Origin of the sequence: Oceanicella actignis (assembly GCF_008124525.1) — a bacterium.
GTDB lineage: Bacteria > Pseudomonadota > Alphaproteobacteria > Rhodobacterales > Rhodobacteraceae > Oceanicella > Oceanicella actignis.
In genome coordinates, this window is record NZ_VNHJ01000001.1 from 454,081 (window position 1) to 478,805 (window position 24,725).

Here is a 24,725-nt window from a genome sequence, read left to right on the forward strand (position 1 = left end):
GATTTGCAACAGGCGCATGGCTCGGCGGTCAGCCCGCCAGCAGGCCCTCGGCTTCCAGCTCCTCGAGCACGAAGTCGCGGAACACCGCCACGCGCTTCGAGCGGCGCAGCTCGGTCGGGTAGACGAAATAGACCGGGATGTCGGCGCTGTGCAGCTCGGGCAGGACGTTGACCAGCGATTCCTCGCCGCGCGTCAGATAGTCGGGCAGGGCGCACACCCCCAGCCCGTTCAGCGCCGCCTTGTAGAGGCCGAAATAGTTGTTCACCGTCATGCGCGACTTGCGGTTCTCGGCCAGGAAGGGGGCCAGGAACTCGGCCCCCGCGGCCACCTGCGGCGCGCCGGGGCTGTAGCCCACAAGCCGGTGCTCGCGCAGCTCTTCGGGGCTGCGCGGCTCGCCATGGGCGGCGATGTAGGCGCGCGAGACGTAAAAGCGCATGCGCACGGTCATCAGGCGACGGCGAATCAGGTCGGCCTGGCTGGGCTCCTTCATGCGGATGGCCACGTCCGCCTCGCGCATGGGCAGGTTCAGCACCGCCTCGGTCAGGTTCAGATCCAGCTTCAGCTCGGGATAGCGCGCGAACAGCTTCGCAAGCCGCGGCGACAGCCACATGGTGCCGAAGCCGATGGTCGTGGTCACGCGCAGCTCGCCGAAGATGTCGTCCTTGCTGTCCTTGATGCGGGCGGCGGCGGTCTCGAGCTGCCGCGCCATCTCGCGCGTGGCGTGATAGAGCAGCTCGCCCTGCTCGGTCAGCAAGAGCCCGCGCGCGTGGCGATGGAACAGCGTCGCGCCGATCTCTTCCTCCAGCGCGCGGATCTGGCGGCTGACGGCGGACTGGCTCAGATGCAGCGTCTCGCCGGCATGGGTCAGGCTGCCTACCTCGGCCACCGCGTGAAACACGCGCAGCTTGTCCCAGTCCATGTTCTTGCCCCGTTCCATCGCGCGATTCGTCTTTCGGTTGGCGCGCCCGGCGCGTCGGGTCCTGTTTGCCCTCCCGGGCGCGGAAAATCGAGTATAGAGTGCCAGCGCGCCGCGCCTGAAAACACGCCGGACCACACAGGGAGGCCGCCCATGCCCGCCATTCGCGCCATTCGCCGCGCCATCCTGCCGGCGCTGGCCGCAGCGCTGACGGCGCTCGGCCCCGGCCCGGCCCCCGCCCAGCAGGGCGGCGCCGCCCCGCCCGCCCCGAGCGCGCCCCCCGCCGCGCGCGCCGAGGCGCTGCTGGGCGCGTTCGAGGGCGCGGGCGACGCGCAGGGCATGCGGATCGTGGTCGAGGACGCCGGCGAGGTTCCGCGCGGGCGCTTCATCGATTCGAACGGCAAGGAGGCCGCCTTCGAGGGCCGCTGGGTCGAGGGCGCGATCGAGGCGCCGCTGATCTTCGACACGCGCGCGCTCTACATCCGCTTCGAGGGCGGGCCGCTCGCCGCCACGCTGACCGCCATTCCGCTGGACGAGAGCGGCGCGCCGCGCGCCGATCAGGCGCGGCGGCTGGCCTTTCTGCGCGAGGGCGTCAAGCCGCCCGAGCAGCCCGCCGGCTATCAGGATCCGCCCGCGCGCGCCGGCGGGGTGATGGACCCGGACGTGTTCCTGATCAGCTACGAGTTCTGGCCCCCCGACGGGGTGGCCCGCGGCTGGCAGGCCATCGGGCCGCGCTATCGGACCATGACGCGGCTGTTCCCGCTTGTTCTGGCGGACGTGCTGTGGAAGCTGTGCCAGGCGCCCGGCGCGCCTGAGGGGCTGGCCGAGGCGCTGCGCGGACAGCGCGTCGATTGCGCCGCGCTCGAGGCCGAGATGGACCGCATCCAGCGCCAGGGTCTGTTCGCGCGCTGGAAGGCGGATGTGGCGGCCGAGCGCCGCGCGCTGACGACCATGGCCCGATGCGCGCGCGGCTATGTCGTCAAGGAAGAGGTCTGCCGCCCCGCGGCGCGGCGGGCGGCCGAGGCGGCGGCCTCGATGCGCACGGTCGCCGACGCGCTGGCCGCCTATCGCTGAGGGCGGCGCCCGGAGGAAGACGATGACCGAACTCATCCTGCACAGCTATTTCCGCAGCTCGACCTCGACGCGGCTGCGCGCGGCGCTCAACCTCAAGGGGCTCGAGGCGCGCTATGTCGCCCATCACCTCGTGCGCGACGAGCACCGCGACCCCGCCTTTCTGGCGATCAACCCGCAGGGGCTTCTGCCCGCGCTCGAGCTGCGCGGCGCGCCGGGGGGCGACGTCGCCCTGACCCAGTCGCTGGCGATCATCGAGTGGCTGGACGAGACCTGGCCCGATCCGCCCCTTCTGCCCGCCGATCCGCTCGGACGCGCGCGCGTGCGGGCGCTGAGCCAGGCCATCGCCTGCGAGGTCCACGCCGTCAACAATCTGCGCGTCCTGCGCCGGCTGCGCGAGCAGTTCGGCGCCGACGACGCGGCGGTGGCCGCGTGGTTCCGCCATTGGGTCGCCGAAACGCTGGCCCCGCTCGAGCGCATGTTGCGCGACGATCCGCGCACGGGCGCCTTCTGTCACGGCGACGCGCCGGGCATGGCCGATCTGTGCCTTTACGCGCAGGTGCTCAACAACCGGCGCTTCGACGTGAACATGGCGCCCTATCCCACCATCATGCGCATCTTCGACGCCTGCGAGGCCGTGCCCGAGATCGCCCGCGCCGCGCCCGCCAACCAGCCGGATGCGGAGTGATGTGCGGGCTTGCCTGCGTTGCGCCGCAAAATTATAACGATTCCAAATTTGGCGGCGGCAATCAGGCAAGGAGCGCGGCATGATCGGCTTCATCACCGGACGCAAGAAGTTCTCCGAGCTCACCGAGCCCGAGATCCTGGCCCTGGCCATTTCGTCCGAGGAGGACGACGCCGCCATCTACCGCAGCTTCGCCGCCCGCCTGCGCGCCGAGTATCCGGCCACCGCCGCCGTCTTCGACGCCATGGCCGAGGAGGAGGATTCTCACCGCGCCAGCCTGATCGAGCTGTTCAAGCGCCGCTTCGACGGGCCCATACCCCTGATCCGGCGCGAGCATGTGGCCGGCTATTACTGGCGCCGCCCGGTGTGGCTGGTCGAGAATCTGGACCTCGACTCCATCCGCGCCGAGGCCGCGCGCATGGAGCGCGACGCGGCCGAGTTCTACGAGCGCGCGGCCAAGCGCGCCTCGGACCCCGACACGCGCCGCCTTCTGGGCGACCTGGCCGCCGCCGAGCGCAAGCACGAGCGCCGCGCCGAAGAGCTCGAGCAGGCTCATCTGTCGGGCGACGTGCGCGACGAAGAGGAGCTGGTCGCCCATCGTCGCTTCGTCCTGACCTGGGTGCAGCCCGGGCTGGCCGGGCTGATGGACGGCTCGGTCTCGACCCTGGCGCCGATCTTCGCCACCGCCTTCGCCACGCAGGACACCTGGACCACCTTTCAGGTGGGGCTGGCGGCGTCGGTGGGCGCGGGCATCTCGATGGGCTTCACCGAGGCCGCCTCGGACGACGGCGTGATCTCGGGCCGCGGCTCGCCCGTCAAGCGCGGGATCGCGGCGGGGGTGATGACGGCGGTCGGCGGTCTGGGCCACGCCTTGCCCTATCTGATCCCGGACTTCCGGCTGGCGACGGCGATCGCGCTGGCGGTGGTGTTCGTCGAGCTGTGGGCCATCGCCTGGATCCAGAATCGCTACATGCAGACGCCGATCGGCCGCGCGGTGTTCCAGGTGGTGCTGGGCGGCGCGATGGTCCTGGCCGCGGGCATCCTGATCGGCGAGACCTGAGCGCCCTGCGCGCGAGGGGCGGGGGCGCGGCTCGCGTGAGTTGAATTTTAGATGAATGCGGTTTGTGAAAACCGCCCCGATCCGCTATGATCGATCCCGACCCGCGCCCCTGCGCGGCCGAAAACGAATGGATCGACCATGTTTGAGCGCATTGGCGGCGCAGCCGTCGCAGCGGCGATCATTGCCGCGCCCGCGGCGGCGATGACGCTGGATTTCGACACGATGAACGGCGGAACGCCCGTCGTCTCGGGGGTTCCGGCGCTGAACGGCGACGAATTCACCGATTATGGCGTGCGCCTCAGCGTGGCTCCAAACAGATCGGGCTCGACTCTGGGCCTGTTCGACTCGAATTGCGGGCCCGATTTCGGAACCACCTGCACCGGCGGCGATTCGGACCTGGCGACGGGGCCGACCTTCGGCACCGCCCCGCAGGGCCGCGTGCTCATCATCAACTGGGGCGGCGCGAACCTCAACGACGATCCGAAGGGCGGCGAGATCACCTTCGATTTCCTCGATCCGGGCGGCGTGTCGTTCTCGGCGCTGACGCTTCTCGACATCGACGAGGCCGACCCCCTTTCGACGTCGGACATCCAGTTCCGCTTCGACTACGCCGACGGGACCAGTTCGGGCTTCTGGTCGGTGGCCGATCTGGGCGCCGCCGGGGCGCTGAGCGTGACCAATCTCAGCTCGAAAGGGCTGACCGGCAACAATTCCCTCTGGCGCTACGCCTTCGTCGGCGGCGGGCCGCTGCCCGTGGGCGCCGATGGCAGCGTCGCGTCGGTCAGCGCCTTCGCGCTGCGCTACGACAACATCAGCGGCGCCGTGGCGTCGATCGAGTACGACCGCCCGACCACCAGCGCCGTGCCCGCGCCTGGGGCGCTGGGGCTGATGGCGCTGGCGCTGGGCGGGCTGGGGCTGGCGCGCGGCGCGCGCCGACGCGCGCGCGGCTGAACGGGGGCGAACGGGGGGCGACGCCGCCCGGGCGTCACTCGCCCCCGGTCCGCGTTGCCGGCCTGCGGCGCGCGGCGCGGCGCCGGGCCAGCATGTTCAGCCCCTCGACGAAGGCCGAGAAGGCCATGGCCGCGTAGATGTAGCCCTTGGGCACGTGCACGCCGAAGCCGTCGGCGATCAGCACCATGCCGATCATCAACAGAAACGCCAGCGCCAGCATCACCACCGTGGGATTGGCGCGCACGAACTCGGCCACCGGCCCCGCCGCCAGCGCCATGATCGCGACGGCGACCGTCACGGCGGCGATCATGACGGGCACGTGCTGCGTCATGCCCACCGCCGTCAGGATGCTGTCGATCGAGAACACCACGTCCAGAAGCGCGATCTGCGCCACGGTCGCCGCCATGCCCGCCGCCGCCGCCGGCGCGAAAAGCATGCCATGCTCGGCGGGCTGGAGCTTTTCGTGGATCTCCATCGTCGCCTTCCAGACCAGGAACAGCCCGCCCGCGATCAGGATGATGTCGCGCCAGGACAGGGCGGTCTCGAAAGCGGGCGCGCCATGCGGGCCGGGCGGGCCGCTCAGCCCCAGGTCGATCACCGGCTCGGTCAGCCCGACGATCCAGGCGATTCCCGTCAGCATGACCAGCCGCAGGCCCAGCGCCAGCGCGATGCCGATGCGCCGGGCGGCGGCGCGGCGCGCCTCGGGCAGGCGGTTCGAGACGATCGAGATGAAGATCAGGTTGTCGATCCCCAGCACGATCTCCATGGTCGCCAGCGCCAGGAACGCCGCCCAGATCGCCGGGTCGGCCAGCATCTGCGCAATGGTCATCCGCGCCTCCGTGCGAAGGCGCCGGCCCAGGCGCGGCGCAGCTCGGCCCACGCCGCCGTTCCGGCCACGAAGCCGGCCACCCCCGCCAGAACCCAGCCGTCGAGCGCCAGGCATGCGCCCACCAGCGCCGCCAGTCCGCACGAGGTGAAGAACCCCTGATTGAGCCGGTCAAGCCCGCTGGCCGTGGTCAGCGCGAACAGCGCCGCGAAGGCCGCGCCGATCCCGAGCCCGGTCAGCGTCGCGCTCATGCCACGCCCTCGCGCACCAGCCGCTCGGCCAGCCGCACGAAGGCCGCGGCCTGCGGGCTGTCGGGCGCGCGCGCGACGATGGGCGCGCCCTCGTCGCCCGAAAGGCGGATCTGCAGGTCGAGCGGGATCTCGCCCAGAAACGGCAGGCCCAGCCGCTCGGCCTCGGCGCGGGCGCCGCCATGGCCGAAGATGTGCGCCTCGTGCCCGCAATTGGGGCAGACATAGGCGCTCATGTTCTCGACCACGCCCAGAACCGGCGTGTTCAGCTTGCGGAACATGGACAGCGCCTTGCGCGCGTCCAGAAGGGCCACGTCCTGCGGCGTCGAGATCACCAGCGCGCCGGTGACCTCGGCCTTCTGGCACAGCGTCAGCTGCACGTCGCCCGTGCCGGGGGGCAGATCGACGATCAGCGCGTCCAGCTCGCCCCAGCGCACCTGGCCCAGCATCTGCTGCAGCGCGCCCATCAGCATCGGGCCGCGCCAGATCACGGCCTCGTCCTCGGGCACCATCAGGCCGATGGACATGAAGCGCACGCCATGGGCCTCGAGCGGCTCGATGGTCTTGCCGTCGGGCGAGACGGGGCGGCGCGACAGCCCCATCATGCGCGGCTGGCTGGGGCCCAGCACGTCGGCGTCGAGCAGCCCGACCTTGCGGCCCGCCCGCGCCAGCGCCGCGGCAAGGTTCGCCGCCAGGGTCGACTTGCCCACGCCGCCCTTGCCCGAGGCCACGGCGATGACGTTGCGCACGCCCTCGATGCGGCGCGAGGCCTGGGGCGTGGGGTGGCGCCCGATCTTGAGCGCGGGCGCCGGGCCTGCCGCGCCCTTCGCGCCGGCCGGCGCGTGCGCGGTCATCACCGCCGAGACCTTGCGCACGCCCTCGAGCCGCCCGGCGGCCTCGCGCGCCGCGTCGAGCAGCGGGCCGAGGCGCGCCGCCCGCTCGGCCGGAACTTCGAGCACGAAGCGCGCCACCCCGTCCTCGACCGCAGGAGCGCGCACATAGTCGGCGCCGACGATGTCCTTGCCGGTCTCGGGATCGAGCACGGCGGACAGGGCCTTGAGCAGGTCTTCGCGGGTGGCGGTCATGGCGGGCCTTCGTTCGGGGAGGTGAGCGTCGCCGCATTACCTATGGCGCGCGGCCGGGCGCGGCAAGCGGCGGGCGGCCTCAGATCTCGAGCTCGGCCCAGATCGGCGCGTGGTCCGAGGGCTTCTCGCCGCCGCGCACATGGCGGTCGATCTCGCAGGCGCGCAGGCGGTCGGCGGCCTGGGGGCTGAGCAGAAGATGGTCGATGCGGATGCCGTGATCGCGCCGCCACGCCCCCGCCTGGTAATCCCAGAAGGTGTAGAGCCCCTTTTCCGGGTGCAGCGTGCGCAGGGCGTCCCACCAGCCCTGGTGCAGGATGCGGCGGAAGGCGGCGCGGCTTTGGGGCAGGAACAGCGCGTCCTCGCGCCAGGCCTCGGGGTCGGCGGCGTCCTCGGGCTGGGGAATGACGTTCCAGTCGCCGGCCAGAACGGTGGGCTCTTCGCGCGCCAGCAGCTCGGCGGCGTGCGCTTCGAGGCGCGCCATCCAGGCCAGCTTGTAGTCGTATTTCGGCCCCGGCGCGGGGTTGCCGTTGGGCGCGTAAAGGCAGCACACGCGCACCGCGCCCGCCTCGCCGGCGACGGTGGCCTCGATCCAGCGCGCCTGCGCGTCGTCGGGGTCGCCGGGCAGGCCGCGGACGACGTCCTCGATGGGGCGGCGCGCCAGGATGGCGACGCCGTTGAAGCCTTTCTGGCCATGGGTGGCGACGTTGTAGCCCAGATCCTCTATGGGCTCGCGCGGGAAGGTCGAGTCCTGGCTCTTGATCTCCTGCAGGGCGACGACGTCGGGGCGCGCTTCGCGCAGCCATTCCAGCAGGGCGGGCAGGCGGGCCTTGACGCCGTTGATGTTGAAGCTGGCGATCTTCATGGGCTTCTCCGCAGGGGGCCGGGCGGCGGAGCATATCCGCCCCTCCGGCGCCGGGGCAAGGGCGCGCGGGGCGCGCGGGGCCGGGGCGCGGTCGGATGCGCGGCGCGCGCGGCTGCGTCCTGGCGCCGGGCGCGTGCGGGCGCGGTTCGGGCGCGTGCGCGCGGCGGGGGCGGCGGAACCGGCGGGGCGTGCGGGCCGTCGCCGCCGCCCTCGGGCGCGCCGGCGCGGGACCGGGGCGCGGCGTCAGGGCGCGTCGTCCTCATGCGCGGCGATGATGCCCAGAAAGGCGGGGCCGAAGCGCTGGGCGCGCGCGGCGCCGACGCCGGGCAGGGCGGCCAGCTCGTCGACGCTGCGCGGGCGCCGGCGCGCGATGCGCGCCAGCGTCGCCGCATCGAGCGACATGGGCTTTCCCGCCCCGTCGGCGCCGCGCGCCAGCGCGATCTGCGCCTCGCGCAGCGCGTCGAACAGGGCGCCGCGGCCCTCGGGCGCAAGGCGCAGGCGGGCGGGGTGCTCGTCGGGGGGCGGCGCGCCGGTCAGCGCCTCGAGAAAGGCGGGGCCGTAGCGCGCCAGCTTGGCCGCGCCGACGCCGGGGCAGGCGGCCAGCTCGTCCAGCGTGCGGGGCTTGCGCGTGGCCATCTCGATCAGCGTCCGGTCGGGAAAGACGACATAGGCGGGCACGCCCTGCTCTTCGGCCAGCTTGCGGCGCAGGCCGCGCAGGCGGGCGAAGAGGGGCTCGTCGGCCTCGTCGAGCAGCGCGGCGGGGGCGGGGCGCGCGTCGCCCGCGCCGCGGCGCGGCGCCGTTTCCTTGCGCAGCATCAGCCGCCGCTCGCCGCGCAGCACCGGGCGCGCCTCTTCGGTCAGCGCCCAGCCGCCGGTGGCGCCGTCGACCCGCGTCAGCCCCAGCGCCAGCAGCTGGCGCAGGATGCTGGTCCATTGCGCGCGCGAGCGCTCGCGCCCCATGCCGAAGACCTTGAGCTGGTCGTGCCCCAGCTGGCGCGCGCGCGCGTCGTCCTCGCCGCGGAGCACGGCCGCGATGTGGCCGGCGCCGAAGCGCTCTCCCGTGCGGTAGATGGCCGACAGCGCCATCTGCGCCGCCTCGGTGGCGTCGAACAGCTCGGGCGGCTGGCGGCACAGATCGCAGGCGCCGCAGGGCTCGGGGCGCTCTTCGCCGAAATAGGCCAGCAGGGTCTGGCGCCGGCAGCGCGGGGCCTCGGCCAGGGCCAGCAGCGCGTTGAGGCGCGCGTGATCGGCGCGTTTTCGCGCCTCGGGGGCCTGGCTTTCCTCGATCTGCATGCGCCGCAGCTTGATGTCCTCGACGCCGTAGAGGGTCAGCGTCTCGGCCGGGGCGCCATCGCGCCCGGCGCGGCCGATCTCCTGGTAATAGGCCTCGACGGATTTGGGCAGGTCGGCATGGACGACGAAGCGGATGTCGGGCTTGTCCACGCCCATGCCGAAGGCCACGGTGGCGCAGATGACCAGCCCGTCCTCGCGCTGGAAGCGGTCCTGGTGCAGGGCGCGCGCCTCGGGGTCGAGCCCCGCGTGATAGGGCAGGGCGGGCACGCCCGCATCGTTCAGCGCCTTGGCCAGGACCTCGGTCTTGTTGCGCGAGCCGGCATAGACGATGCCCGAACGCCCCGCGCGCGGGCGCACGAAGTCCAGCAGCTGCCGGCGCGGCGAGGTCTTGGGCTGGAAGGCCAGGAACAGGTTCGGCCGGTCGAAGCCGCGCAGGAACACGCGCGGCGGGTCGGCGAACAGCTTGGCGGCGATCTCGGCGCGGGTCTCGGCGTCGGCGGTGGCGGTGAAGGCGGCGGTCTGCACGTCGCCCAGCGCCCGCCGCAGCTCGCCGATGCGCAGGTAGTCGGGGCGGAAGTCATGCCCCCACTGGCTGACGCAATGGGCCTCGTCCACCGCCAGCAGCGACACGCCCGCGCGGCGCAGCATGGGGCCGGCCGAGTCGAGCCGCTCGGGCGCAAGGTAGAGCAGCTTGAGCGCGCCGGAGTCGATGGCCTCGAGCACGCGGCGGTTTTCCTCGGGGCCGTTGGCCGAGGTCAGCGCCCCCGCCTCTACGCCCGCCGCGCGCAGGCCCTCGACCTGGTCGCGCATCAGCGCGATCAGGGGCGAGACGACCAGCGTCAGGCCGGGGCGGGCGATGGCGGGAAGCTGGTAGCACAGCGACTTGCCGCCGCCGGTGGGCATGATGGCCAGAACGTCCTCGCCGGCCATGATGGCGCTGACGATCTCTTCCTGGCCGGGGCGGAAGGCGTCGAAGCCGAAGACGGTCTTGAGCAGCGAGCGAACGTGATCCATGCGCGCCTTGTGCCGGATTCGCGCGCGCGGCGCCAGCGCGGCGCTTGGGCCCATCGGGGCGCGCATCGGGCGGGCGCATCGGGGCGGGCATCGGGGCGGCGCATCGGGGCGCGCATCGGGGGCGCGCAAGGCCGCCGCGCGCCGCGGCGGGGCGGGCGGCGGTCGCGCTCGGGCGTCCTGGCGCGGCGCATCCTGCGCCAAGGGCCCGGCCGTGCGGCGATCGGCGCGGCCGGCGCGGCGGCGGGCGGCATGGTCGGTGCACTTGCCCGGCGCGGCGTGCGAGGAGAAATCAGACGCGCCCCACGCGCCCTGCCCCTGCCCCGGCCCCGCGCCGCAAGGGCAGGGGCGGGGCGCGTGGGGCGCGGGGCCTCAGATCGAGAAGGAGGTTCCGCAGCCGCAGCTTGACGAGGCGTTGGGGTTGTCCACCGCGAAGCGCGCGCCGATCAGCTCGCGCGTGAAGTCGATGGTCGCGCCCGACAGAAAGGGCAGCGACACCGGGTCGATCAGCACCATCGCGTCGCCGCGGGCGATGCGCAAATCGTCCTCCTCGGGCGCGTCGGCCAGCTCGATCCGATACTGAAAGCCCGAGCAGCCGCCGCCGTCCACCGCCACACGCAGCAGCGCGGGGCGGCCCGCCTCGCGGGCGATCTGCGACAACCGCTCGAAGGCGCGTTCGGTGACCTTCGGGGGCAGGGCGATGTCCATGTTCCAGCGTCCGATCCTTGTGCGCCGCGCGGGCGCGTTCCCCTAGCGCGGCGATTGCGCTATAGCGTGCCGACCCATCATGTATGCGCCCGCCCCGCCGCGGCAAGGCGCCTTGCGCCGCCGGCGCGCCGACAGGAACGGAAACCGACCATGACCGCCAGCTCTCGGGCCCCGTGGGCCTGCGATCCGGCCCGCAGCCGCGGGCGCCTGCATCCCGAACCCGAAAGCGCCCATCGCTCGCCCTTCCAGCGCGACCGCGACCGCATCATCCACTCGTCCGCCTTCCGCCGCCTCAAGCACAAGACGCAGGTCTTCGTCGAGCATGAGGGCGACTATTACCGCACGCGGCTGACGCACTCGCTCGAGGTGGCGCAGGTGGCGCGCACCATCTCGCGCACGCTGGGCCTGGACGAGGAGCTGGCCGAGGCCGTGGCGCTGGCGCACGATCTGGGCCATCCGCCCTTCGGCCACACCGGCGAGGATGCGCTGCATGCCTGCATGGCGCCTTACGGCGGCTTCGACCACAACGCGCAGGCGCTCAAGATCGTCACCGAGCTCGAGACCCGCTATGCCGAGTTCGACGGCCTCAACCTGACCTGGGAGACGCTCGAGGGCATCGCCAAGCACAACGGCCCGCCCCTGGCGCCGGGGATGGAGCGCGACGGCCTGCCGCCCTGCCTCGCCGAGTGCGACGCGCGCCACGGGCTCGAGCTGACCACCCACGCCTCGGCCGAGGCGCAGGTCGCGGCGCTGTCGGACGACATCGCCTACAACAACCACGATCTGGACGACGGCCTGCGCGCGGGCCTGTTCACGCTGGACGAGGCGCGCGCGCTGCCCATCGTCGGCCCCTGCTTCGCCGAGGTCGAGCGGCGCTGGCCGGGGCTCGAGCCCCAGCGCCTGCAGCACGAGGCGCTGCGCCGCGTCTTCGGCGTCATGGTCGAGGACGTGCTGTGCGAAAGCCGCCGCCGCCTCGAGGCCGCCGCGCCGCGCTCGGCGCAGGACGTGCGCGAGGCGGGGGCGCCCATGATCGCCTTCTCGGATGCGCTGCGCGAGGATCTGCGCCAGATCCGCGCCTTCCTGTTCACGCGCATGTATCGGCACTGGAAGGTGCGGCGCATGCGGCGCAAGGCGGCGGCGGTGGTGCGCGAGCTGTTCGCCATCTTCATGGACTCGCCCGGCGTCCTGCCCGACGACTGGCGCCTGCGCGCCGAGGCGGCGCCCTCGGAGGCGGCGCGCGCGCGGGTGGTGGCCGACTACATAGCCGGCATGACCGACCGCTTCGCGCTGCAGGAGCACAAGGCGCTGACCGACCCGCAGGCGCGGGTCTGAGCGCCGCCCCCCCGCGCCGCTGTCCACGCCGCCGCCCGCGACGCGCGCGATCCGATGCAAGGGCGCGCCCTTGCCGCACGCCGGCCGCCCTCGGCCCGCGGGGGCGCCATGGGGCGCGGCGGGCGCCGCTTTCCCGTTCGCCCCTGGCGGCGCCGCTTTCCCGTTCGCGCCTGGCCGCGCCTCTTTTCCATTCGCGCCCGCCGGCGCGCCCCCGCCTTTCGCGCCTGACGGCCGCCGGGCGGCGCCCGCGCCGCGCGGCGCGCGTTGACCCCGGCGCAGAGCATGATAGGACACGCCCAAGCCGCCGCCGTCCGCCGCCGTCCGCCGCGGGCGGCGCGCCCGACCCTCTGCCGGAGCCGACCCGATGAATCTTTACGCCGACATCAAGACGCTCGTCCTCGACAGCCTGAACGCGCTCGCCGCCGAAGGCGCGCTGCCCCAGGGGCTGGACCTGTCCAACGTCGCGGTCGAGCCGCCGCGCGATCCGGCCCATGGCGACATGGCCACCAACGCCGCGATGGTTCTGGCGCGTCCGGCCGGGCTCAAGCCGCGCGACATCGCCGCCATGCTGGCGCCGCGCCTTCAGGCCGACGCGCGCGTGCTGTCGGCCGAGGTCGCGGGCCCCGGCTTTCTGAACCTGCGCCTGTCGCCGCAGGTGTGGCGCGACGCGGTGGCGGCGGCGCTGGCGGCGGGAACCGATTTCGGCCGTTCGGACATGGGCCGCGGCCAGCGGGTCAACGTCGAATACGTCTCGGCCAACCCCACCGGGCCGCTGCATGTGGGCCACACGCGCGGCGCGGTGTTCGGCGACGCGCTGGCCAGCCTGCTCGATTTCGCCGGCTATGACGTCACGCGCGAATACTACATCAACGACGGCGGCGCGCAGGTGGACGTGCTGGCGCGTTCGGCCTACGAGCGCTACCGCGAGGCGCACGGCCTCGAGCCCGAGATCGCCGAGGGCCTCTATCCCGGCGACTACCTCATCCCCGTCGGCGCCGCGCTGAAGGAGAAATACGGCGACGCGCTGCTGGGCAAGCCCGAATCAGAATGGCTGCCCGATGTGCGCGAGTTCGCCACCGCCATGATGATGGACCTGATCCGCGAGGACCTTGCCGCGCTGGGCGTGCGCATGGACGTGTTCTTCTCGGAGAAGTCGCTCTACGGCACCGGGCTGATCGAAGAGGCGCTGGCCGCGCTCGAGAAGAAGGGGCTGATCTATGTCGGCGTGCTCGAGCCGCCCAAGGGCAAGACCCCCGAGGATTGGGAGCCCCGCCCCCAGACCCTGTTCCGCGCCACCGCCTTCGGCGACGACGTGGACCGGCCGCTGAAGAAGTCGGACGGCTCGTGGACCTATTTCGCCCCCGACATCGCCTATCACTACGACAAGGTGCGGCGCGGCTTCGACCTGCTGATCGACGTGTTCGGCGCGGATCATGGCGGCTACGTCAAGCGCATGAAGGCCGCCGTGGCGGCGCTCAGCGACGAGAAGGTGCCGCTGGACGTCAAGCTGTGCCAGCTCGTCAAGCTCTACAAGAACGGCCAGCCCTTCAAGATGTCCAAGCGCGCCGGCTCGTTCGTGACGCTGCGCGACGTGGTGGACGAGGTGGGCCCCGACGTGACGCGCTTCATGATGCTGACGCGCAAGAACGACGCGCCGCTCGACTTCGACTTCGCCAAGGCGCTGGAGCAGTCGCGCGACAACCCGGTGTTCTATGTGCAATACGCCCATGCGCGGGCGCGCTCGGCCCTGCGCGCGGCCGCCGAGGCGGGGATCGACGTCGCCGCCGTGCCGCAGGCCGACCTGACGCCGCTGGCCCATCCGGCCGAGCTGGCGCTGGCCGCGCGCATCGCCGACTGGCCGCGCCAGGTCGAGGCCGCCGCCCGCAGCCACGAGCCGCACCGCGTCGCCTTCTTCCTGCAGGAGCTGGCCGCCGAGCTGCACGGGCTGTGGAACAAGGGCAAGGACGAGCCGGCGCTGCGCTTCGTCCAGCCCGACGATCCGGCGGGCACGCTGGCGCGTCTGGCGCTGCTGTCTGCCGCGGCGGTTGTCATCGCCGCCGGTCTTGGTATTCTGGGGGTGACCCCGATGGACGAGATGCGGTGAACGCACGCTAGATGTCGGGGCTCGGGCGGCAGGCGGCGCAGCATGGCGCCGCCCTCGATACAGGCGAAGCTCCTCATGGCGCAGCACGCGCAGGATGATCCCATGGACGCCGCGGCGCCGCGCCGCGCCGGCCCCCTTTGGGCGGGGCTGGGCGCGGCGGCGGCGCTGACGCTGATCGGCGCCCTGGCGCTGTGGAGCTGGCGTCTGGTCCAGCGCGACCCCGCCCAGGTGCCGGTCATCCGCGCCGTCGAGGGGCCGATGAAGATCCGCCCCGAAGATCCGGGCGGGCTGACGCTGGACGAGGCCGACCGTGCCGTGACCCGCATCGTCTCGGGCGAGGCCCAGGACGGCGCCGAGCGCCTGGCCCCGCCGCCCGAGCCGCTGGCCGACGAGGATCTGCCCCCCGCGCTGCTGCCCGCCCCGACCCGCTCCCCGGCGGGGACCGAGGGCCCGAGCGCGCCGGCGGACGAGGATGCGGACGCCGCGGCGGATGCTGGCGCCGGCGCGCTCGACGCGCTGGTCAGCCGCGCGCTGGGCGAGGCCGACGACGCGCCCGCCATGCCTTCCGCGCCCGCAGCCCCCGCCGAGTCCGCCCCCGCCGCGTCCACCCCCGCCGCGTCCGCCCCCGCCGCGTCCTCCCCGGCGCCGAACCCCGCCCCGGCCGCGGCCGAGGCGACGCCCGAGCCGGTCGACGCCAGCGCCCTCGCGCCGCGCGTCGCCCCCATCGCCCCCGGACGCCCGGCCGCCGGCCGCGCCGCCGCCGCCCCCGAGGCGCCGCCCCCCGCGCCCCCGGTCATCAAGCCGGGCGACGTTCTGGTGCAGCTGGGCGCCTTCGCCAGCCCCGAGGTGGCCGAGGGCCAGTGGCGCGAGCATCTGCGCCGCAACGGCGCGCTGCTGGGCGGGCTGACCCATGTGGTCGTGCCGGTCCAGTCGGGCGGCCGCACCCTGCATCGCCTGCGCGCCGGCCCCCTTCCCGACCGCGCCCGCGCCGAAGAGCTGTGCGCCGCGCTCAAGGGTCGGGGCGAGGCCTGCATCGTCGCGCGGGCGGGCCGATGAGCGCCCCGCGCGCCGTCATCTTCGGCCTGTCCGGCCCCGAGCTGACCGCGGACGAGCGCGCCTTCTTCGCCGAGGCCGACCCCTGGGGCTTCATCCTCTTCGCGCGCAACGTCGCGGCGCCCGACCAGCTGCGCCGCCTGACCGGCGCGCTGCGCGAGGCGGTCGGGCGCGAGGCCCCGATCCTGATCGACCAGGAGGGCGGGCGCGTCGCGCGCATGCGCGCCCCCCATTGGCGCGAGTGGCCGCGCCTGCCCGATTTCTGCGCCCGCCTGCCCGACGCCGCCGTGCTGACGGGGCTGCGCCTGCGCCATCGGCTGATCGCGCACGAGCTGCGCGCCGTCGGCATCGACGTGAACTGCGCGCCGATGGTGGACGTGGCGCGCCCCGACGCCGATCCGATCATCGCCGACCGGGCGCTGGGCGACAGGGCGGGGCCGGTGGCGCGGCGCGGGCGCGCGGCGGCCGAGGCGCTGCTCGAAGGCGGGGTGCTGCCGGTGGTCAAGCATGTGCCCGGCTATGGCCGCGCCACGCTGGACGCCCACCGCGCGCTGCCGGTTACGGACGCGCCGGTCGACGCGCTCGAAGAGGACTTCGCCCCCTTCCGCGCCCTGGCCGACATGCCCATGATGATGACGGCGCACATGATCTACCGCGCCATCGACCCCGAGCGCTGCGCGACCGTCTCGCCCGACTGCATCGCCCTCATCCGCCGGCGCATCGGCTTCGACGGGCTGCTGATGACCGACGACATCGGCATGGAGGCGCTGTCGGGGCCCGTCCCGCAGCGCGCGGCCGAGGCCATCGCCGCGGGCTGCGACGTGGCGCTGCACTGCAACGGCGACCTTGCCCAGATGCGGCAGGTGGCGGCCCTGACCCCGCTTCTGGCCCGCGACGCCCTGCGCCGGGCCGAGGCCGCGCTGGCGCGCCGGCGCGCGCCCGCCCCCTTCGACCCCGACGAGGCCGACCGCCGCCACGCCTATCTCAATCAGGAGCGCGCCGATGTCTGAGCGCGCGCCGCGCCCCGGCGCGCCGCTTGCGCGCGAGATGGCCGACGGCCGCGCCGGCCCCGAGCCCCTTTCGCCCGAAGCGCGCCGCGCGGCCGAGGCGCTGGTGGTCGATCTGGACGGCTTCGAGGGCCCGCTCGATCTATTGCTGACGCTGGCGCGGACGCAGAAGGTGGACCTGCGCCGCATCTCGATCCTGCAGCTGGCCGAGCAATACCTGACCTTCGTCGAGGCCGCGCGGCGCCTGCGCATCGAGCTGGCCGCCGACTACCTGGTCATGGCGGCGTGGCTGGCCTTTCTGAAATCGCGCCTGCTGCTGCCGCCCGAGCCGTCCGAGGAAGGCCCCGACGCCGAAGAGATGGCCGCGCGCCTCGCCTTCCAGCTCGAGCGGCTCGAGGCCATGCGCCGCGCCGGGGCGCGGCTGATGGCGCGCGACCAGCTCGGGCGCGACGTCTTCGCGCGCGGCGCGCCCGAGAGCGTGCGCGCGGTGCGGCGGGTGGAATACGACGCGCGCCTGATCGACCTGATGCGCGCCTACGCCCGCCTGCGCACGCGCGACGAATACCGCCCGCTGCACCTGCGCCGCGCGCAGGTCTTCACCATGGAAGAGGCGCTCGAACGCTTGCGCGGCGTGATCGGCGAGGCGCTGGAATGGCGCAGCCTGCGCGCCTTCCTGCCGCCCGAATGGCGCGCGCGCCCCGAAAAGCGCCGCTCGGCGCTGGCGGCGGCCTTCGCCGCCTCGCTCGAGCTCGTCAAGCGCGGCGAGGCCGAGATCCGCCAGACCGAGACCTTCGGCGAGATCAGCCTGCGCCGCCGCGCGGGCCCCGCCGCATGAGCGCGCGCGACGACGCCCCGCGCCCGCGCGCCGACGCCCCGCCCGCGCCGGCGGGCCGCGCGCCCTCGGCCGGCGCGGGCCGGGCCCCCGGCGGCGGCGCGCCCGACGCCGGCGCACGCGGGAATGCCGCGAAAGGGCGCGCCGCGCCCGACGCCGCCGCCCCCGGGACCGCGCCCGAAAGCGCCGCGAAGACGCGCGCCGCGCCCCAAGCCGACGCGCCCGAAGCCGGGCCGGACGCCGCGCCCAGCGCCGCGCGCCCGGCGATGGAGGCGCTGTTCTCGCCCCCCTCGCTGGCCGAGCAGGAGCGCATGGTCGAGGCCATTCTCTTCGCCTCGGCCGAGCCGCTGAGCGTCGCCGAGATCGAGTCGCGCATGCCCCCCGGATCGGATGCGCGCGAGGCGCTGCGCCTGCTGGCGCGCCGCTACGAGGGCAGGGGGGTGACGCTGCGCCGCGCCGGCGAGCGCTGGGCCTTTCGCACCGCGCCCGATCTCGGCTTCCTGATGAGCCGCGAAACCGTCGAGACCCGCCCCCTTTCGCGCGCCGCCATCGAGACGCTGGCCATCATCGCCTACCACCAGCCCGTCACCCGCGCCGAGATCGAAGAGATCCGCGGCGTGGCCGTGTCCAAGGGCACGATCGATCTGCTGATGGAGCGCGGCTGGATCCGCCTCGGGCGGCGGCGCGCGACGCCCGGCCGGCCGGTGACCTTCGTCGTCACCGACGCCTTCCTCGACCATTTCGGCCTGGAAAGCGCCAGGGATCTGCCCGGCCTGCGCGAGCTGCGCGAGGCGGGCCTGCTGGACGCGCGCCTGCACGAGGCCGACGAGGACGGCGCCGACGATCCCGGCGCCCCCCAGCAGGACATGTTCGACTGACCCCGGACGGGGCCGCGCTCAGCCGCCCGCGGGGTCGCGGAACTGCTTGGCCAGCTTCAGCCCCTGGCCCTGGTAGTTCGAGCCCAGCCCCGCGCCGTAGAGCACCTCGGGGCGCTCGGCCATGCGCTCGTAGACCAGCCGCCCCACCACCTGCCCGTGCTCGAGCGCGAAGGGCGCCTCGTAGCAGCGCACCTCGAGCACCCCGCGCGAACCCGCGCCCCCCGCCGCCGCATGGCCGAAGCCCGGGTCGAAGAAGCCGGCGTAATGCACGCGGAACTCGCCCGCCATGGCCAGGTAGGGCGCCATCTCGGCGGCGCAGTCGGGCGGAACATGCACGCTTTCGCGGCTGACGAGGATGTAGAACGCGCCGGGGTCCAGAATGACCGAGCCCGAGCGCGCGGGCAGCACCGGCTCCCAGAAGTCGAGGGGGTCGTAATGGCCGATGCGGTCCAGGTCGACCAGCCCCGCATGGGGGCGCGCGCGCCAGCCCGCCGGGCCGCCGCCGGGCATGGACAGATCGACCGAAAAGCCCAGCCCCTGGTCGATCACCGGCTCGACGTCCACCAGCCCGACCCTGGCGTGCAGGGCGCGCAGCTCGTCGTCGGTCAGCGACGCGCGGCCGCGCCGGAAGCGGATCTGGTTCAGCCGCATCCCCGGCCGCACCAGGACCGAGAAGGAGCGCGGCGAGATCTCGGCGTAGAGCGGGCCTTCGTAGCCCGCCTCGACGCGGTCGAATTCCTGCCCGCGATCGGCGATGAGGCGGGTGAGCAGGTCAAGCCGCCCGGTCGAGCTCTTGGCGTTCGCCACCGCGTGCACGTCGGCCGGCAGCGCCAGCGATTCGCGCAGCGGCACGACATAGACGCAGCCCTTCTCCAGCACCGCGCCGGGCGCGAGGTCGATCTCGTGCATGGCGAATTCGTCCAGCCGCCGGGCCACGCTGCGCCCGCGCGCCAGGAACGAGGCGCGCACCCGGTAGGCCCGCGCGCCCAGGCGCAGGTCAAGGCTGGCGGGCTGGATCTGGACCGGCTCGATCGGGCCGTCGGCGCGGATCATGCCGCGGGCGATCATGGCGCGGATGCTTTGGGCCGGCAGCACGCCCGGCCCCGGAGCGATGGCATCGGTCACGGCGTCTCCTCCCTCGCGGTGCGATGCGCGCAAACGCAAGACGCCAGCCCCGCAGGGCTGGCGTCCCATATGGTCGGGCTGGCGAGATTCGAACTCACGACCTTCCGTCCCCCAGACGGACGCGCTACCAAGCTGCGCTACAGCCCGTTGATGGCACGGGGTTTACTGCGCCGCGCGCCGTCTTGCAAGGGGGCAGGGGTTGGAAATTTCGCGCCCGCGCGGGCGCAAGCCGCAAGCCGGGGCGCCCCCGCCGGGCGCGGGCTCAGAGCGCGGCGGGATCGGTGCGCAGGCGCTCGCGCAGGGCCTCGAGCTTGCGGATCACGGCCAGCACCCGCGCCCGGTCCGGCCGCGCCGGGGCGCTCGGGGCGGGCCCGGCGGCGGGATCGGGCGCGCCCTGCGCCGCGGGCGCCGACCGGTCGGGCAGGGCCTGGTCGGGCAGGGATTCGGTGGGCAGGGATTCGGCGGGCTGGGGCCGGGCGGGCGCGTCGGCCGCTTGCGCCGCGCCCGCGCCATCGTGCAGGGCCGCGCCGCGGGCGATCACATGCTTCGCCCCCTTTTGGCGCAGCACCTTCTGCGCGCCGCGAATCGTCAGCCCGTCCTCGTAGAGCATCTCGCGGATGCCCAGAAGCAGGTCCACATCCTCGGGGCGGTAGTAGCGGCGGCCGTTGCCGCGCTTGACCGGCTTGATCTGGGGAAAGCGCGTCTCCCAGAAGCGCAGGACATGGGCGGGCACGTCCAGCAGCTCGGCCACCTCCGAGATGGTGCGGAAGGCCTGGGGCGACTTTTCGACCGATCTCGGCACGTTCCCTCCCTGCGCCCGGATGGGGCGCGCTCATCGCCTTCGCCGCTTCGGGGCGGCGCCTGCCCGCCCTGCGCCCGAGGGGCGCGCCCGTCGTCAGACGGCGTCTTCGCGCTGCGACTCGGGCGCGTCGGCCTTGCCCCCGTTCACCCTGTCCTTGAGGATGTGCGAGGGGCGGAACACCAGCACCCGCCGGGGCTCGATGGGCACTTCCTCGCCCGTCTTGGGGTTGCGCCCCATGCGCGCGCCCTTCTCGCGCACCACGAAGGTGCCGAAGGACGAGATCTTCACCGTCTCGCCACGCACCAGCGCGTCGGAGACATGCCGCAGGATGCTCTCGACGAGCTCGGCCGATTCGTTGCGCGACAGGCCCACCTCTCGATAGACCGCCTCGCTCAGATCGAGCCGGGTGTAAGTCTTGGGCATTGCGCGCCCCTTCCCTGTCGTTGTCCGGCGGACCGTTCTTTGCGGCCCGATCGTTGCGCGCGGCGCGCCGCGCCGCATGGCGCAAAGCCTAGGGGGTGGGGGGAATTGGAGTCAATATCAACGCCTTGGCCCGGCGCGATGCTGCGGCGCGTCAAGCGGCGCCGCGCCTTACCAGCGCACCAGCGCCGCGCCCCAGGCCAGGCCGCCGCCGATGGCCTCCATCAGCAGCAGGTCGCCGCGGCGGATGCGGCCCTCGGCCGCCGCCTCGCTCAGCGCCAGCGGGATCGAGGCGGCCGAGGTGTTGCCGTGATTCTGGACCGTGACCACGACCTTCTCCATCGGCAGGCCGGTCTTGCGCGCGGTGGCCTCGATGATGCGGATGTTGGCCTGATGGGGCACCATCCAGTCGATGTCCTCGGGGCGCGCGCCGACGGCCTCCATGGCCTCGTGCGCCACCTCGGCCAGCTTCTGCACCGCGTGCTGGAAGACCTTGCGCCCCTCCATGCGCAGCACGCCCACGGTCTGCGTGGCCGAGGGGCCGCCGTCGACGTAGAGCAGCTGGTTGTGCGCGCCGTCCGAGTGCAGCCGCGTGGCCAGCACGCCGCGATCGGCCAGGGTGCCCTCGCCCTCGTCCGCCGACAGGATCAGCGCGCCGGCCCCGTCGCCGAACAGCACGCAGGTCGAGCGGTCGGTCCAGTCCATGATGCGGGTGAAGGTCTCGGCGCCGATGACCATGACGTTGCGCGCCTGGCCCGAGACGATCATCGAGTTGGCGGTGGACAGGGCGAAGATGAAGCCCGCGCACACCGCCTGCACGTCGAAGGCGAAGCCGCGCGTCATGCCCAGCGCGTGCTGCACCCGGGTCGCGGTCGAGGGGAAGGTCTGGTCGGGCGTGGCCGTGGCCAGGATGATGGCGTCCAGCTCGTTCGCCTCCATCCCCGCATTGGCCAGCGCCGCGCGCGCGGCGTGGGTCGCAAGATCCGAGGTCTTTTCGTCCGGCGCGGCGAAGCGCCGTCGCTCGATGCCCGAGCGCGAGCGGATCCATTCGTCGCTCGTGTCGAGCGTGGCCGCGAACTCGGCATTCTCGACCACCCGTTCGGGCAGGTAGTGTCCGCACCCCACGGGCGCCGCGCGCCTTACGCTCATGTCTCTCCACCCCTGGACTGTGACGATTCGGCCGCCGCAGTCTCGGGGGCGCGGAGCGCCTTTGCAACCTGCTGCGCCACGCGCTGCGGAAAGCCGGTTCGCGCCATGCGCGCCGCCAGGCGGATCGCGGCGGCGAAACCGGTCGCGTCGGCGCCGCCATGGCTCTTGACCACGGCCCCGTTCAGCCCCAGGAACACGCCGCCGTTCACGCGCCGCGGGTCGATGCGCTTGCGCAGCCTTTGCAGCGAGGTGTAGGCGGCCAGCGCGCCCAGCCGGCTGAGGGGGCTGTGGGCGAAGGCGGCGCGCAGCAGTTCGTTGATGAGACTGGCGGTGCCCTCGGCGGTCTTGAGCGCGATGTTCCCTGTGAAGCCGTCGGTGACGATGACGTCCACCCGGTCGGACAGGATGTCGCCGCCCTCGACGAAGCCGACATAGTCGAAGCCCGCGCCCGGCTCGGCCGCGCGCGCGCCGATCAGCGCCGAGGCCTGGCCGCGCTCGGCCCCGCCCTTGTGCGCCTCGGAGCCGACGTTCAGCAGCCCCACCCGCGGCTTGTCCAGCCGCAGGCCCAGCCGCGCGTATTCGGCGCCCATGACGGCGTATTGCAGCAGGTTGTGCGGGTCGGCGCGGATGTCGGCGCCCACGTCGAGGACGATGTTGTAGCCCGCCGGATTGCGTGAGGGCCAGAACACGGCGATCGCCGGGCGGTCCACCCCCGGCGCGCGCCGCAGACGCAGCACCGACAGCGCTATCAGCGCGCCCGTGTTGCCGCAAGAGACGGCGGCGCCCGCCTCGTCGCGCGCCACGGCGTCGATCGCGCCCAGCATCGAGGTGCCGCGCGCGTTGCGCATCACGCGCGAGGGCTTGTCGTCCATCGACACCTCGCCCTCGGCATGGCGCAGCTCGACCCGCGCCGCCAGGCCCGAGCGCCGGCGCAACAGCCGGCGCAGCTCGGCCTCGTCGCCATGGACGATGAAGCGCAGGTCCGGATCGTGGCGCGCCGCCTTGGCCATGCCGGCGACCACCGCGGCCGGGCCGCGGTCGCCGCCCATGGCGTCGATCGAGATCACCGCCGGGGGCCGCTCTGCGCCCTCCGGCGCCGCGGCGCCGGCGGCGCGGGACGAGGCGCGTTGTGCTTCATCCGTCTCGATCATCCGGCGGGGGCCGCTTCGTCAGAGGGGGGCGATCACGCCTCGTCGTCGAGATCCACGTCCTCGACCATCGCCACGACCTCGCGGCCGCCGTAATGGCCGCAGGCGCCGCAGACATGATGCGGGCGCTTGAGCTCGCCGCAGTTGGGGCACTCGTTCGAGCTCTCAGCCACCAGCGCGTCATGGGCGCGGCGCATGTTGCGCTTGGAGCGCGTGACTCGGTTCTGGGGGACCGCCATGTTCTCAACTCCGCATCTGCGTCGCGCCGGCCTTGGCCGGGCGTCGCCGGTTGTCCGTTCATGTCCATCGGCGCGGGGCGCCGTCCGATCCGGGCGCGGCGCGGCGCGCCAAGCGCCGTCTCCGCCCCCGCGTCATCCCCGCGCCGGCCGCCGCGCGCCCGGTCGGGGCCGACCGCGCCCGCGCCCGCATGCAGCCTCGGGGAAACGAGACGCGGAACATACTCGATCGGCCGCCGAGGGCAAGGGGTTTTCTCCGCCCCCGGGGCGGCTCAGGCGTCGCCCTTGCGGGGCCCGGGGTCGGGCGCGTCGTCCTCGGCGCCCTCGGGGCGCGGGGCGTCCGCCTCGGCGCCGTTCTCGCGCGCGGCGAGGCGCGCGCGCAGCTCGGCCAGCGCGGCGAAGGGGCGCGGGGCGTCCTCCTCGAGCGGCGCGGCGCCCGGCGGAAGGGCCGAGTCGCGCGCCAGCGCCGCGCCGGGCCGGCGCGGATAGGGGTCGATGGCCAGCGCCGCCGCCTCGGCCGCCGCCTCGCCGGGGTCGAGCGTCTCGCCCAGCGGCTCGGGCGGGTCCTCGGCGTCGGGGTCGAGGTCGGGCCCCAGCGTCTCGGGGTCGGGGGCGCCGGGCAGGTAGAGGCGCGAGAAAGGCTCCTCGATCACCTGCTCGACCGGCTCGAGCGAGACGACGCAGCTTTGCGTGACGCGCGCGCGCACCACGCCGCGCATGCGCCAGCCGTTTTTCTCGGGCTCGATGCGCCCGCTGGTCGAAAAGGCCCCGACCTCGAGCACGCCGTAGCGTCGCGCCAGGGCGGCGCGCTCGTCCTCGGTGGCGGTTTCGTCGAAGGCCAGCCCCTCGGCGGGCAGGCGGGCGACGCGCCGCTCGCGCCGCATCTCGGGCCGCTGCGGGGCGGCGGGGCGCGGGGGGGATTTCTTCATCGCATGCTCCTTGCCCGGCGCGTTCGGGCCGCGGCGGTCCGGGGTCGGGGCCATCCTCCGGGCCGGCATCGAGGCCGGCGACCGGCGGGGCGGGACGCGCCGCGATCGCGCCAAGGCTCAGATAGCGCGGCGGCGCGCGCGGCTCAAGGGCGCGCGCCGCCCGGTTCCCGAGGCGGCGCGGGCGCGCGGCGGCGGGGCAGGGCGCGGGGGGCAGGTTCGGGCTGGGCGCGCGGGGGCGGGCGCGGTTTGCGTGCGGCGCAGCTTGCGTGCGGCGCGGGCCGGCTGCGGGCGGTGGTGCAGGGGCGCGGCCGCGGGCGCGGCGGGGCAGGGTTGCGGCGTGGGGGCCGGGGCCCGCCCTGCGCGCCTGTGCGTGCGGACCCTTGCGCACCCTTGCGCCGGCGCCGCCCTGCGCGCCCGCGCATGCGCGCCGGCTCGCCCCGGGGGCTTGCGCGCGCGCTTGAATTCGGGTCCCGCGCGCGCTAGGCATCGCTGCAAGATGAACCGCGGCGGGAGAGCCCCAGTGTCCAGAGCAATCACGGCCGGCGCGTTCGCGCTTGCGCTGGCGGCCGCAGGCTGCACGCCCATCGTCACCACGCATGGCTACGCCCCCGCCCCCGAGCAGCTGGCCCAGATCCAGCCGGGCGTCGACACCCCTCAGACGGTGGCGCGCAAGATCGGCCGGCCGCTGACCGGCGGCGTGCTGCGCGACGATGCGTGGTATTACGCCTCGTCGCGGTTCGAGACGGTGGGCGCCTATCCGCCGCGCGTGACCGACCGGCGCGTGGTGGTGGTGCGCTTCGGCCCCGACGGCTTCGTTCAGGGCGTCGAGACCTACGGGCTCGAGGACGGGCGCGTCATCAACCTCGTCACCCGCACCACCCCGACCTATGGGCGCGAGCTGACGGTGCTGCAGCAGCTGTTCGGCAACCTGGGCAATGTCGGCGCGACCGCGACCGAGGCGGGGCTGGGGCGCCCGGGCGGCTGAGCCCGCGCC

The 24,725-nt window shown here is 74.0% G+C and carries 25 protein-coding genes and 1 tRNA gene; 11 read left to right on the top strand and 15 right to left on the bottom strand.

Translation table 11 applies throughout. The annotated features are described in order from the left end of the window. Positions 1-28: 28 nt before the first annotated feature. Complete coding sequence (locus LY05_RS02060) at positions 29-919, bottom strand: LysR family transcriptional regulator (protein WP_072746567.1); 891 nt, start codon at positions 917-919, stop codon at positions 29-31. A gap of 150 nt (positions 920-1,069) precedes the next feature. On the opposite strand from LY05_RS02060, the gene LY05_RS02065 reads away from it, so the two are divergent. From LY05_RS02065 to LY05_RS02080, 4 genes are all read left to right on the top strand, one after another. Further along, positions 1,070-1,990, top strand: coding sequence for a hypothetical protein (locus tag LY05_RS02065; protein ID WP_148921913.1), 921 nt, complete (start codon positions 1,070-1,072; stop codon positions 1,988-1,990). A 22-nt stretch (positions 1,991-2,012) separates the two neighbouring features. Continuing rightward, positions 2,013-2,675 carry a maleylacetoacetate isomerase gene (gene maiA, locus LY05_RS02070; RefSeq protein ID WP_072746223.1) on the top strand — a complete coding sequence of 221 codons (663 nt, stop codon included), beginning with the start codon at positions 2,013-2,015 and terminating at the stop codon, positions 2,673-2,675. 79 nt (positions 2,676-2,754) lie between these two features. Further along, positions 2,755-3,732, top strand: coding sequence for an iron exporter MbfA (gene mbfA / locus LY05_RS02075; RefSeq protein ID WP_148921914.1), 978 nt, complete (start codon positions 2,755-2,757; stop codon positions 3,730-3,732). Between the two features lie 138 nt (positions 3,733-3,870). After that, entirely contained in the window at positions 3,871-4,683 is an 813-nt protein-coding gene (locus LY05_RS02080; RefSeq protein WP_148921915.1) for a hypothetical protein, read from the top strand. A gap of 34 nt (positions 4,684-4,717) precedes the next feature. Here the strand turns inward: LY05_RS02080 and LY05_RS02085 are convergent, their stop codons facing one another. From LY05_RS02085 to LY05_RS02110, 6 genes are all read right to left on the bottom strand, one after another. After that, entirely contained in the window at positions 4,718-5,512 is a 795-nt protein-coding gene (locus LY05_RS02085) for a TerC family protein (RefSeq protein ID WP_072746220.1), read from the bottom strand. Continuing rightward, entirely contained in the window at positions 5,509-5,760 is a 252-nt protein-coding gene (locus tag LY05_RS02090) for a hypothetical protein (protein WP_148921916.1), read from the bottom strand. The genes LY05_RS02085 and LY05_RS02090 overlap by 4 nt, the downstream gene beginning before the upstream one ends. Beyond that, the gene (locus LY05_RS02095; RefSeq protein ID WP_072746218.1) at positions 5,757-6,842 is read right to left on the bottom strand and encodes an Mrp/NBP35 family ATP-binding protein; all 1,086 of its coding nucleotides are present in this window, start codon (positions 6,840-6,842) and stop codon (positions 5,757-5,759) included. Before LY05_RS02095 ends, LY05_RS02090 begins: the two co-directional genes overlap by 4 nt. Positions 6,843-6,921: 79 nt before the next feature. Further along, on the bottom strand, positions 6,922-7,704 hold the full coding sequence (gene xth / locus LY05_RS02100) for an exodeoxyribonuclease III (protein WP_072746217.1): 783 nt from the start codon (positions 7,702-7,704) through the stop codon (positions 6,922-6,924). A 243-nt stretch (positions 7,705-7,947) separates the two neighbouring features. After that, a complete protein-coding gene (gene recQ, locus LY05_RS02105; RefSeq protein ID WP_148921917.1) occupies positions 7,948-10,011 on the bottom strand; it encodes a DNA helicase RecQ in 2,064 nt (687 codons plus the stop codon). Positions 10,012-10,380: 369 nt separating this feature from the next. Then, entirely contained in the window at positions 10,381-10,716 is a 336-nt protein-coding gene (locus LY05_RS02110; RefSeq protein ID WP_211356256.1) for a HesB/IscA family protein, read from the bottom strand. 150 nt (positions 10,717-10,866) lie between these two features. On the opposite strand from LY05_RS02110, the gene LY05_RS02115 reads away from it, so the two are divergent. The 6 genes from LY05_RS02115 (at position 10,867) to scpB (ending at position 17,922) form a co-directional block, all read left to right on the top strand. Continuing rightward, positions 10,867-12,048 carry a deoxyguanosinetriphosphate triphosphohydrolase gene (locus LY05_RS02115; protein ID WP_148921918.1) on the top strand — a complete coding sequence of 394 codons (1,182 nt, stop codon included), beginning with the start codon at positions 10,867-10,869 and terminating at the stop codon, positions 12,046-12,048. 364 nt (positions 12,049-12,412) lie between these two features. After that, the gene (gene argS / locus LY05_RS02120) at positions 12,413-14,152 is read left to right on the top strand and encodes an arginine--tRNA ligase (RefSeq protein WP_148921919.1); all 1,740 of its coding nucleotides are present in this window, start codon (positions 12,413-12,415) and stop codon (positions 14,150-14,152) included. Positions 14,153-14,227: 75 nt separating this feature from the next. Further along, positions 14,228-15,208 (top strand): SPOR domain-containing protein, encoded by a 981-nt coding sequence (locus tag LY05_RS02125; RefSeq protein WP_170258750.1) that lies wholly within the window; start codon positions 14,228-14,230, stop codon positions 15,206-15,208. After that, positions 15,205-16,215: a glycoside hydrolase family 3 N-terminal domain-containing protein gene (locus LY05_RS02130; RefSeq protein ID WP_148921921.1), complete on the top strand. Its 1,011-nt coding sequence runs from the start codon at positions 15,205-15,207 to the stop codon at positions 16,213-16,215. The genes LY05_RS02125 and LY05_RS02130 overlap by 4 nt, the downstream gene beginning before the upstream one ends. Before the next feature lie 37 nt (positions 16,216-16,252). After that, the gene (locus LY05_RS02135; protein ID WP_072746564.1) at positions 16,253-17,047 is read left to right on the top strand and encodes a segregation and condensation protein A; all 795 of its coding nucleotides are present in this window, start codon (positions 16,253-16,255) and stop codon (positions 17,045-17,047) included. A gap of 263 nt (positions 17,048-17,310) precedes the next feature. After that, positions 17,311-17,922 (top strand): SMC-Scp complex subunit ScpB, encoded by a 612-nt coding sequence (gene scpB, locus LY05_RS02140; RefSeq protein WP_148922016.1) that lies wholly within the window; start codon positions 17,311-17,313, stop codon positions 17,920-17,922. Positions 17,923-17,940: 18 nt separating this feature from the next. On the opposite strand, the gene LY05_RS02145 is transcribed toward scpB, so the two are convergent. The 8 genes from LY05_RS02145 to LY05_RS02180 form a co-directional block, all read right to left on the bottom strand. After that, complete coding sequence (locus LY05_RS02145) at positions 17,941-19,047, bottom strand: 2'-deoxycytidine 5'-triphosphate deaminase (RefSeq protein WP_170258752.1); 1,107 nt, start codon at positions 19,045-19,047, stop codon at positions 17,941-17,943. A 70-nt stretch (positions 19,048-19,117) separates the two neighbouring features. Then, a tRNA-Pro gene (locus LY05_RS02150) sits at positions 19,118-19,194 on the bottom strand. A 115-nt stretch (positions 19,195-19,309) separates the two neighbouring features. Then, entirely contained in the window at positions 19,310-19,849 is a 540-nt protein-coding gene (locus LY05_RS02155; RefSeq protein WP_148921923.1) for a MerR family transcriptional regulator, read from the bottom strand. A 93-nt stretch (positions 19,850-19,942) separates the two neighbouring features. Then, positions 19,943-20,272 carry an integration host factor subunit alpha gene (ihfA, locus tag LY05_RS02160; protein ID WP_148921924.1) on the bottom strand — a complete coding sequence of 110 codons (330 nt, stop codon included), beginning with the start codon at positions 20,270-20,272 and terminating at the stop codon, positions 19,943-19,945. Between the two features lie 168 nt (positions 20,273-20,440). Next, positions 20,441-21,418, bottom strand: a complete 978-nt coding sequence (locus LY05_RS02165) for a beta-ketoacyl-ACP synthase III (protein ID WP_072746209.1) — start codon at positions 21,416-21,418, stop codon at positions 20,441-20,443. Beyond that, positions 21,415-22,569: a phosphate acyltransferase PlsX gene (gene plsX, locus LY05_RS02170; RefSeq protein ID WP_148921925.1), complete on the bottom strand. Its 1,155-nt coding sequence runs from the start codon at positions 22,567-22,569 to the stop codon at positions 21,415-21,417. The genes LY05_RS02165 and plsX overlap by 4 nt, the downstream gene beginning before the upstream one ends. Positions 22,570-22,601: 32 nt before the next feature. Beyond that, the gene (rpmF, locus tag LY05_RS02175; protein WP_072746208.1) at positions 22,602-22,805 is read right to left on the bottom strand and encodes a 50S ribosomal protein L32; all 204 of its coding nucleotides are present in this window, start codon (positions 22,803-22,805) and stop codon (positions 22,602-22,604) included. Between the two features lie 269 nt (positions 22,806-23,074). Then, positions 23,075-23,731, bottom strand: coding sequence for a YceD family protein (locus tag LY05_RS02180; protein WP_170258754.1), 657 nt, complete (start codon positions 23,729-23,731; stop codon positions 23,075-23,077). A 520-nt stretch (positions 23,732-24,251) separates the two neighbouring features. Here LY05_RS02180 and bamE point away from each other — a divergent pair. Next, on the top strand, positions 24,252-24,716 hold the full coding sequence (bamE, locus tag LY05_RS02185) for an outer membrane protein assembly factor BamE domain-containing protein (protein WP_170258756.1): 465 nt from the start codon (positions 24,252-24,254) through the stop codon (positions 24,714-24,716). Positions 24,717-24,725 lie beyond the last annotated feature (9 nt).

Coding starts and splice junctions, on each gene's coding strand:
- LY05_RS02060 (WP_072746567.1), bottom strand. CDS start 919: ATGGACTGGGACAAGCTGCGCGTGTTTCACGCGGTGGCCGAGGTAGGC.
- LY05_RS02065 (WP_148921913.1), top strand. CDS start 1,070: ATGCCCGCCATTCGCGCCATTCGCCGCGCCATCCTGCCGGCGCTGGCC.
- maiA (WP_072746223.1), top strand. CDS start 2,013: ATGACCGAACTCATCCTGCACAGCTATTTCCGCAGCTCGACCTCGACG.
- mbfA (WP_148921914.1), top strand. CDS start 2,755: ATGATCGGCTTCATCACCGGACGCAAGAAGTTCTCCGAGCTCACCGAG.
- LY05_RS02080 (WP_148921915.1), top strand. CDS start 3,871: ATGTTTGAGCGCATTGGCGGCGCAGCCGTCGCAGCGGCGATCATTGCC.
- LY05_RS02085 (WP_072746220.1), bottom strand. CDS start 5,512: ATGACCATTGCGCAGATGCTGGCCGACCCGGCGATCTGGGCGGCGTTC.
- LY05_RS02090 (WP_148921916.1), bottom strand. CDS start 5,760: ATGAGCGCGACGCTGACCGGGCTCGGGATCGGCGCGGCCTTCGCGGCG.
- LY05_RS02095 (WP_072746218.1), bottom strand. CDS start 6,842: ATGACCGCCACCCGCGAAGACCTGCTCAAGGCCCTGTCCGCCGTGCTC.
- xth (WP_072746217.1), bottom strand. CDS start 7,704: ATGAAGATCGCCAGCTTCAACATCAACGGCGTCAAGGCCCGCCTGCCC.
- recQ (WP_148921917.1), bottom strand. CDS start 10,011: ATGGATCACGTTCGCTCGCTGCTCAAGACCGTCTTCGGCTTCGACGCC.
- LY05_RS02110 (WP_211356256.1), bottom strand. CDS start 10,716: ATGGACATCGCCCTGCCCCCGAAGGTCACCGAACGCGCCTTCGAGCGG.
- LY05_RS02115 (WP_148921918.1), top strand. CDS start 10,867: ATGACCGCCAGCTCTCGGGCCCCGTGGGCCTGCGATCCGGCCCGCAGC.
- argS (WP_148921919.1), top strand. CDS start 12,413: ATGAATCTTTACGCCGACATCAAGACGCTCGTCCTCGACAGCCTGAAC.
- LY05_RS02125 (WP_170258750.1), top strand. CDS start 14,228: ATGGCGCAGCACGCGCAGGATGATCCCATGGACGCCGCGGCGCCGCGC.
- LY05_RS02130 (WP_148921921.1), top strand. CDS start 15,205: ATGAGCGCCCCGCGCGCCGTCATCTTCGGCCTGTCCGGCCCCGAGCTG.
- LY05_RS02135 (WP_072746564.1), top strand. CDS start 16,253: ATGGCCGACGGCCGCGCCGGCCCCGAGCCCCTTTCGCCCGAAGCGCGC.
- scpB (WP_148922016.1), top strand. CDS start 17,311: ATGGAGGCGCTGTTCTCGCCCCCCTCGCTGGCCGAGCAGGAGCGCATG.
- ihfA (WP_148921924.1), bottom strand. CDS start 20,272: ATGCCCAAGACTTACACCCGGCTCGATCTGAGCGAGGCGGTCTATCGA.
- LY05_RS02165 (WP_072746209.1), bottom strand. CDS start 21,418: ATGAGCGTAAGGCGCGCGGCGCCCGTGGGGTGCGGACACTACCTGCCC.
- plsX (WP_148921925.1), bottom strand. CDS start 22,569: ATGATCGAGACGGATGAAGCACAACGCGCCTCGTCCCGCGCCGCCGGC.
- rpmF (WP_072746208.1), bottom strand. CDS start 22,805: ATGGCGGTCCCCCAGAACCGAGTCACGCGCTCCAAGCGCAACATGCGC.
- LY05_RS02180 (WP_170258754.1), bottom strand. CDS start 23,731: ATGAAGAAATCCCCCCCGCGCCCCGCCGCCCCGCAGCGGCCCGAGATG.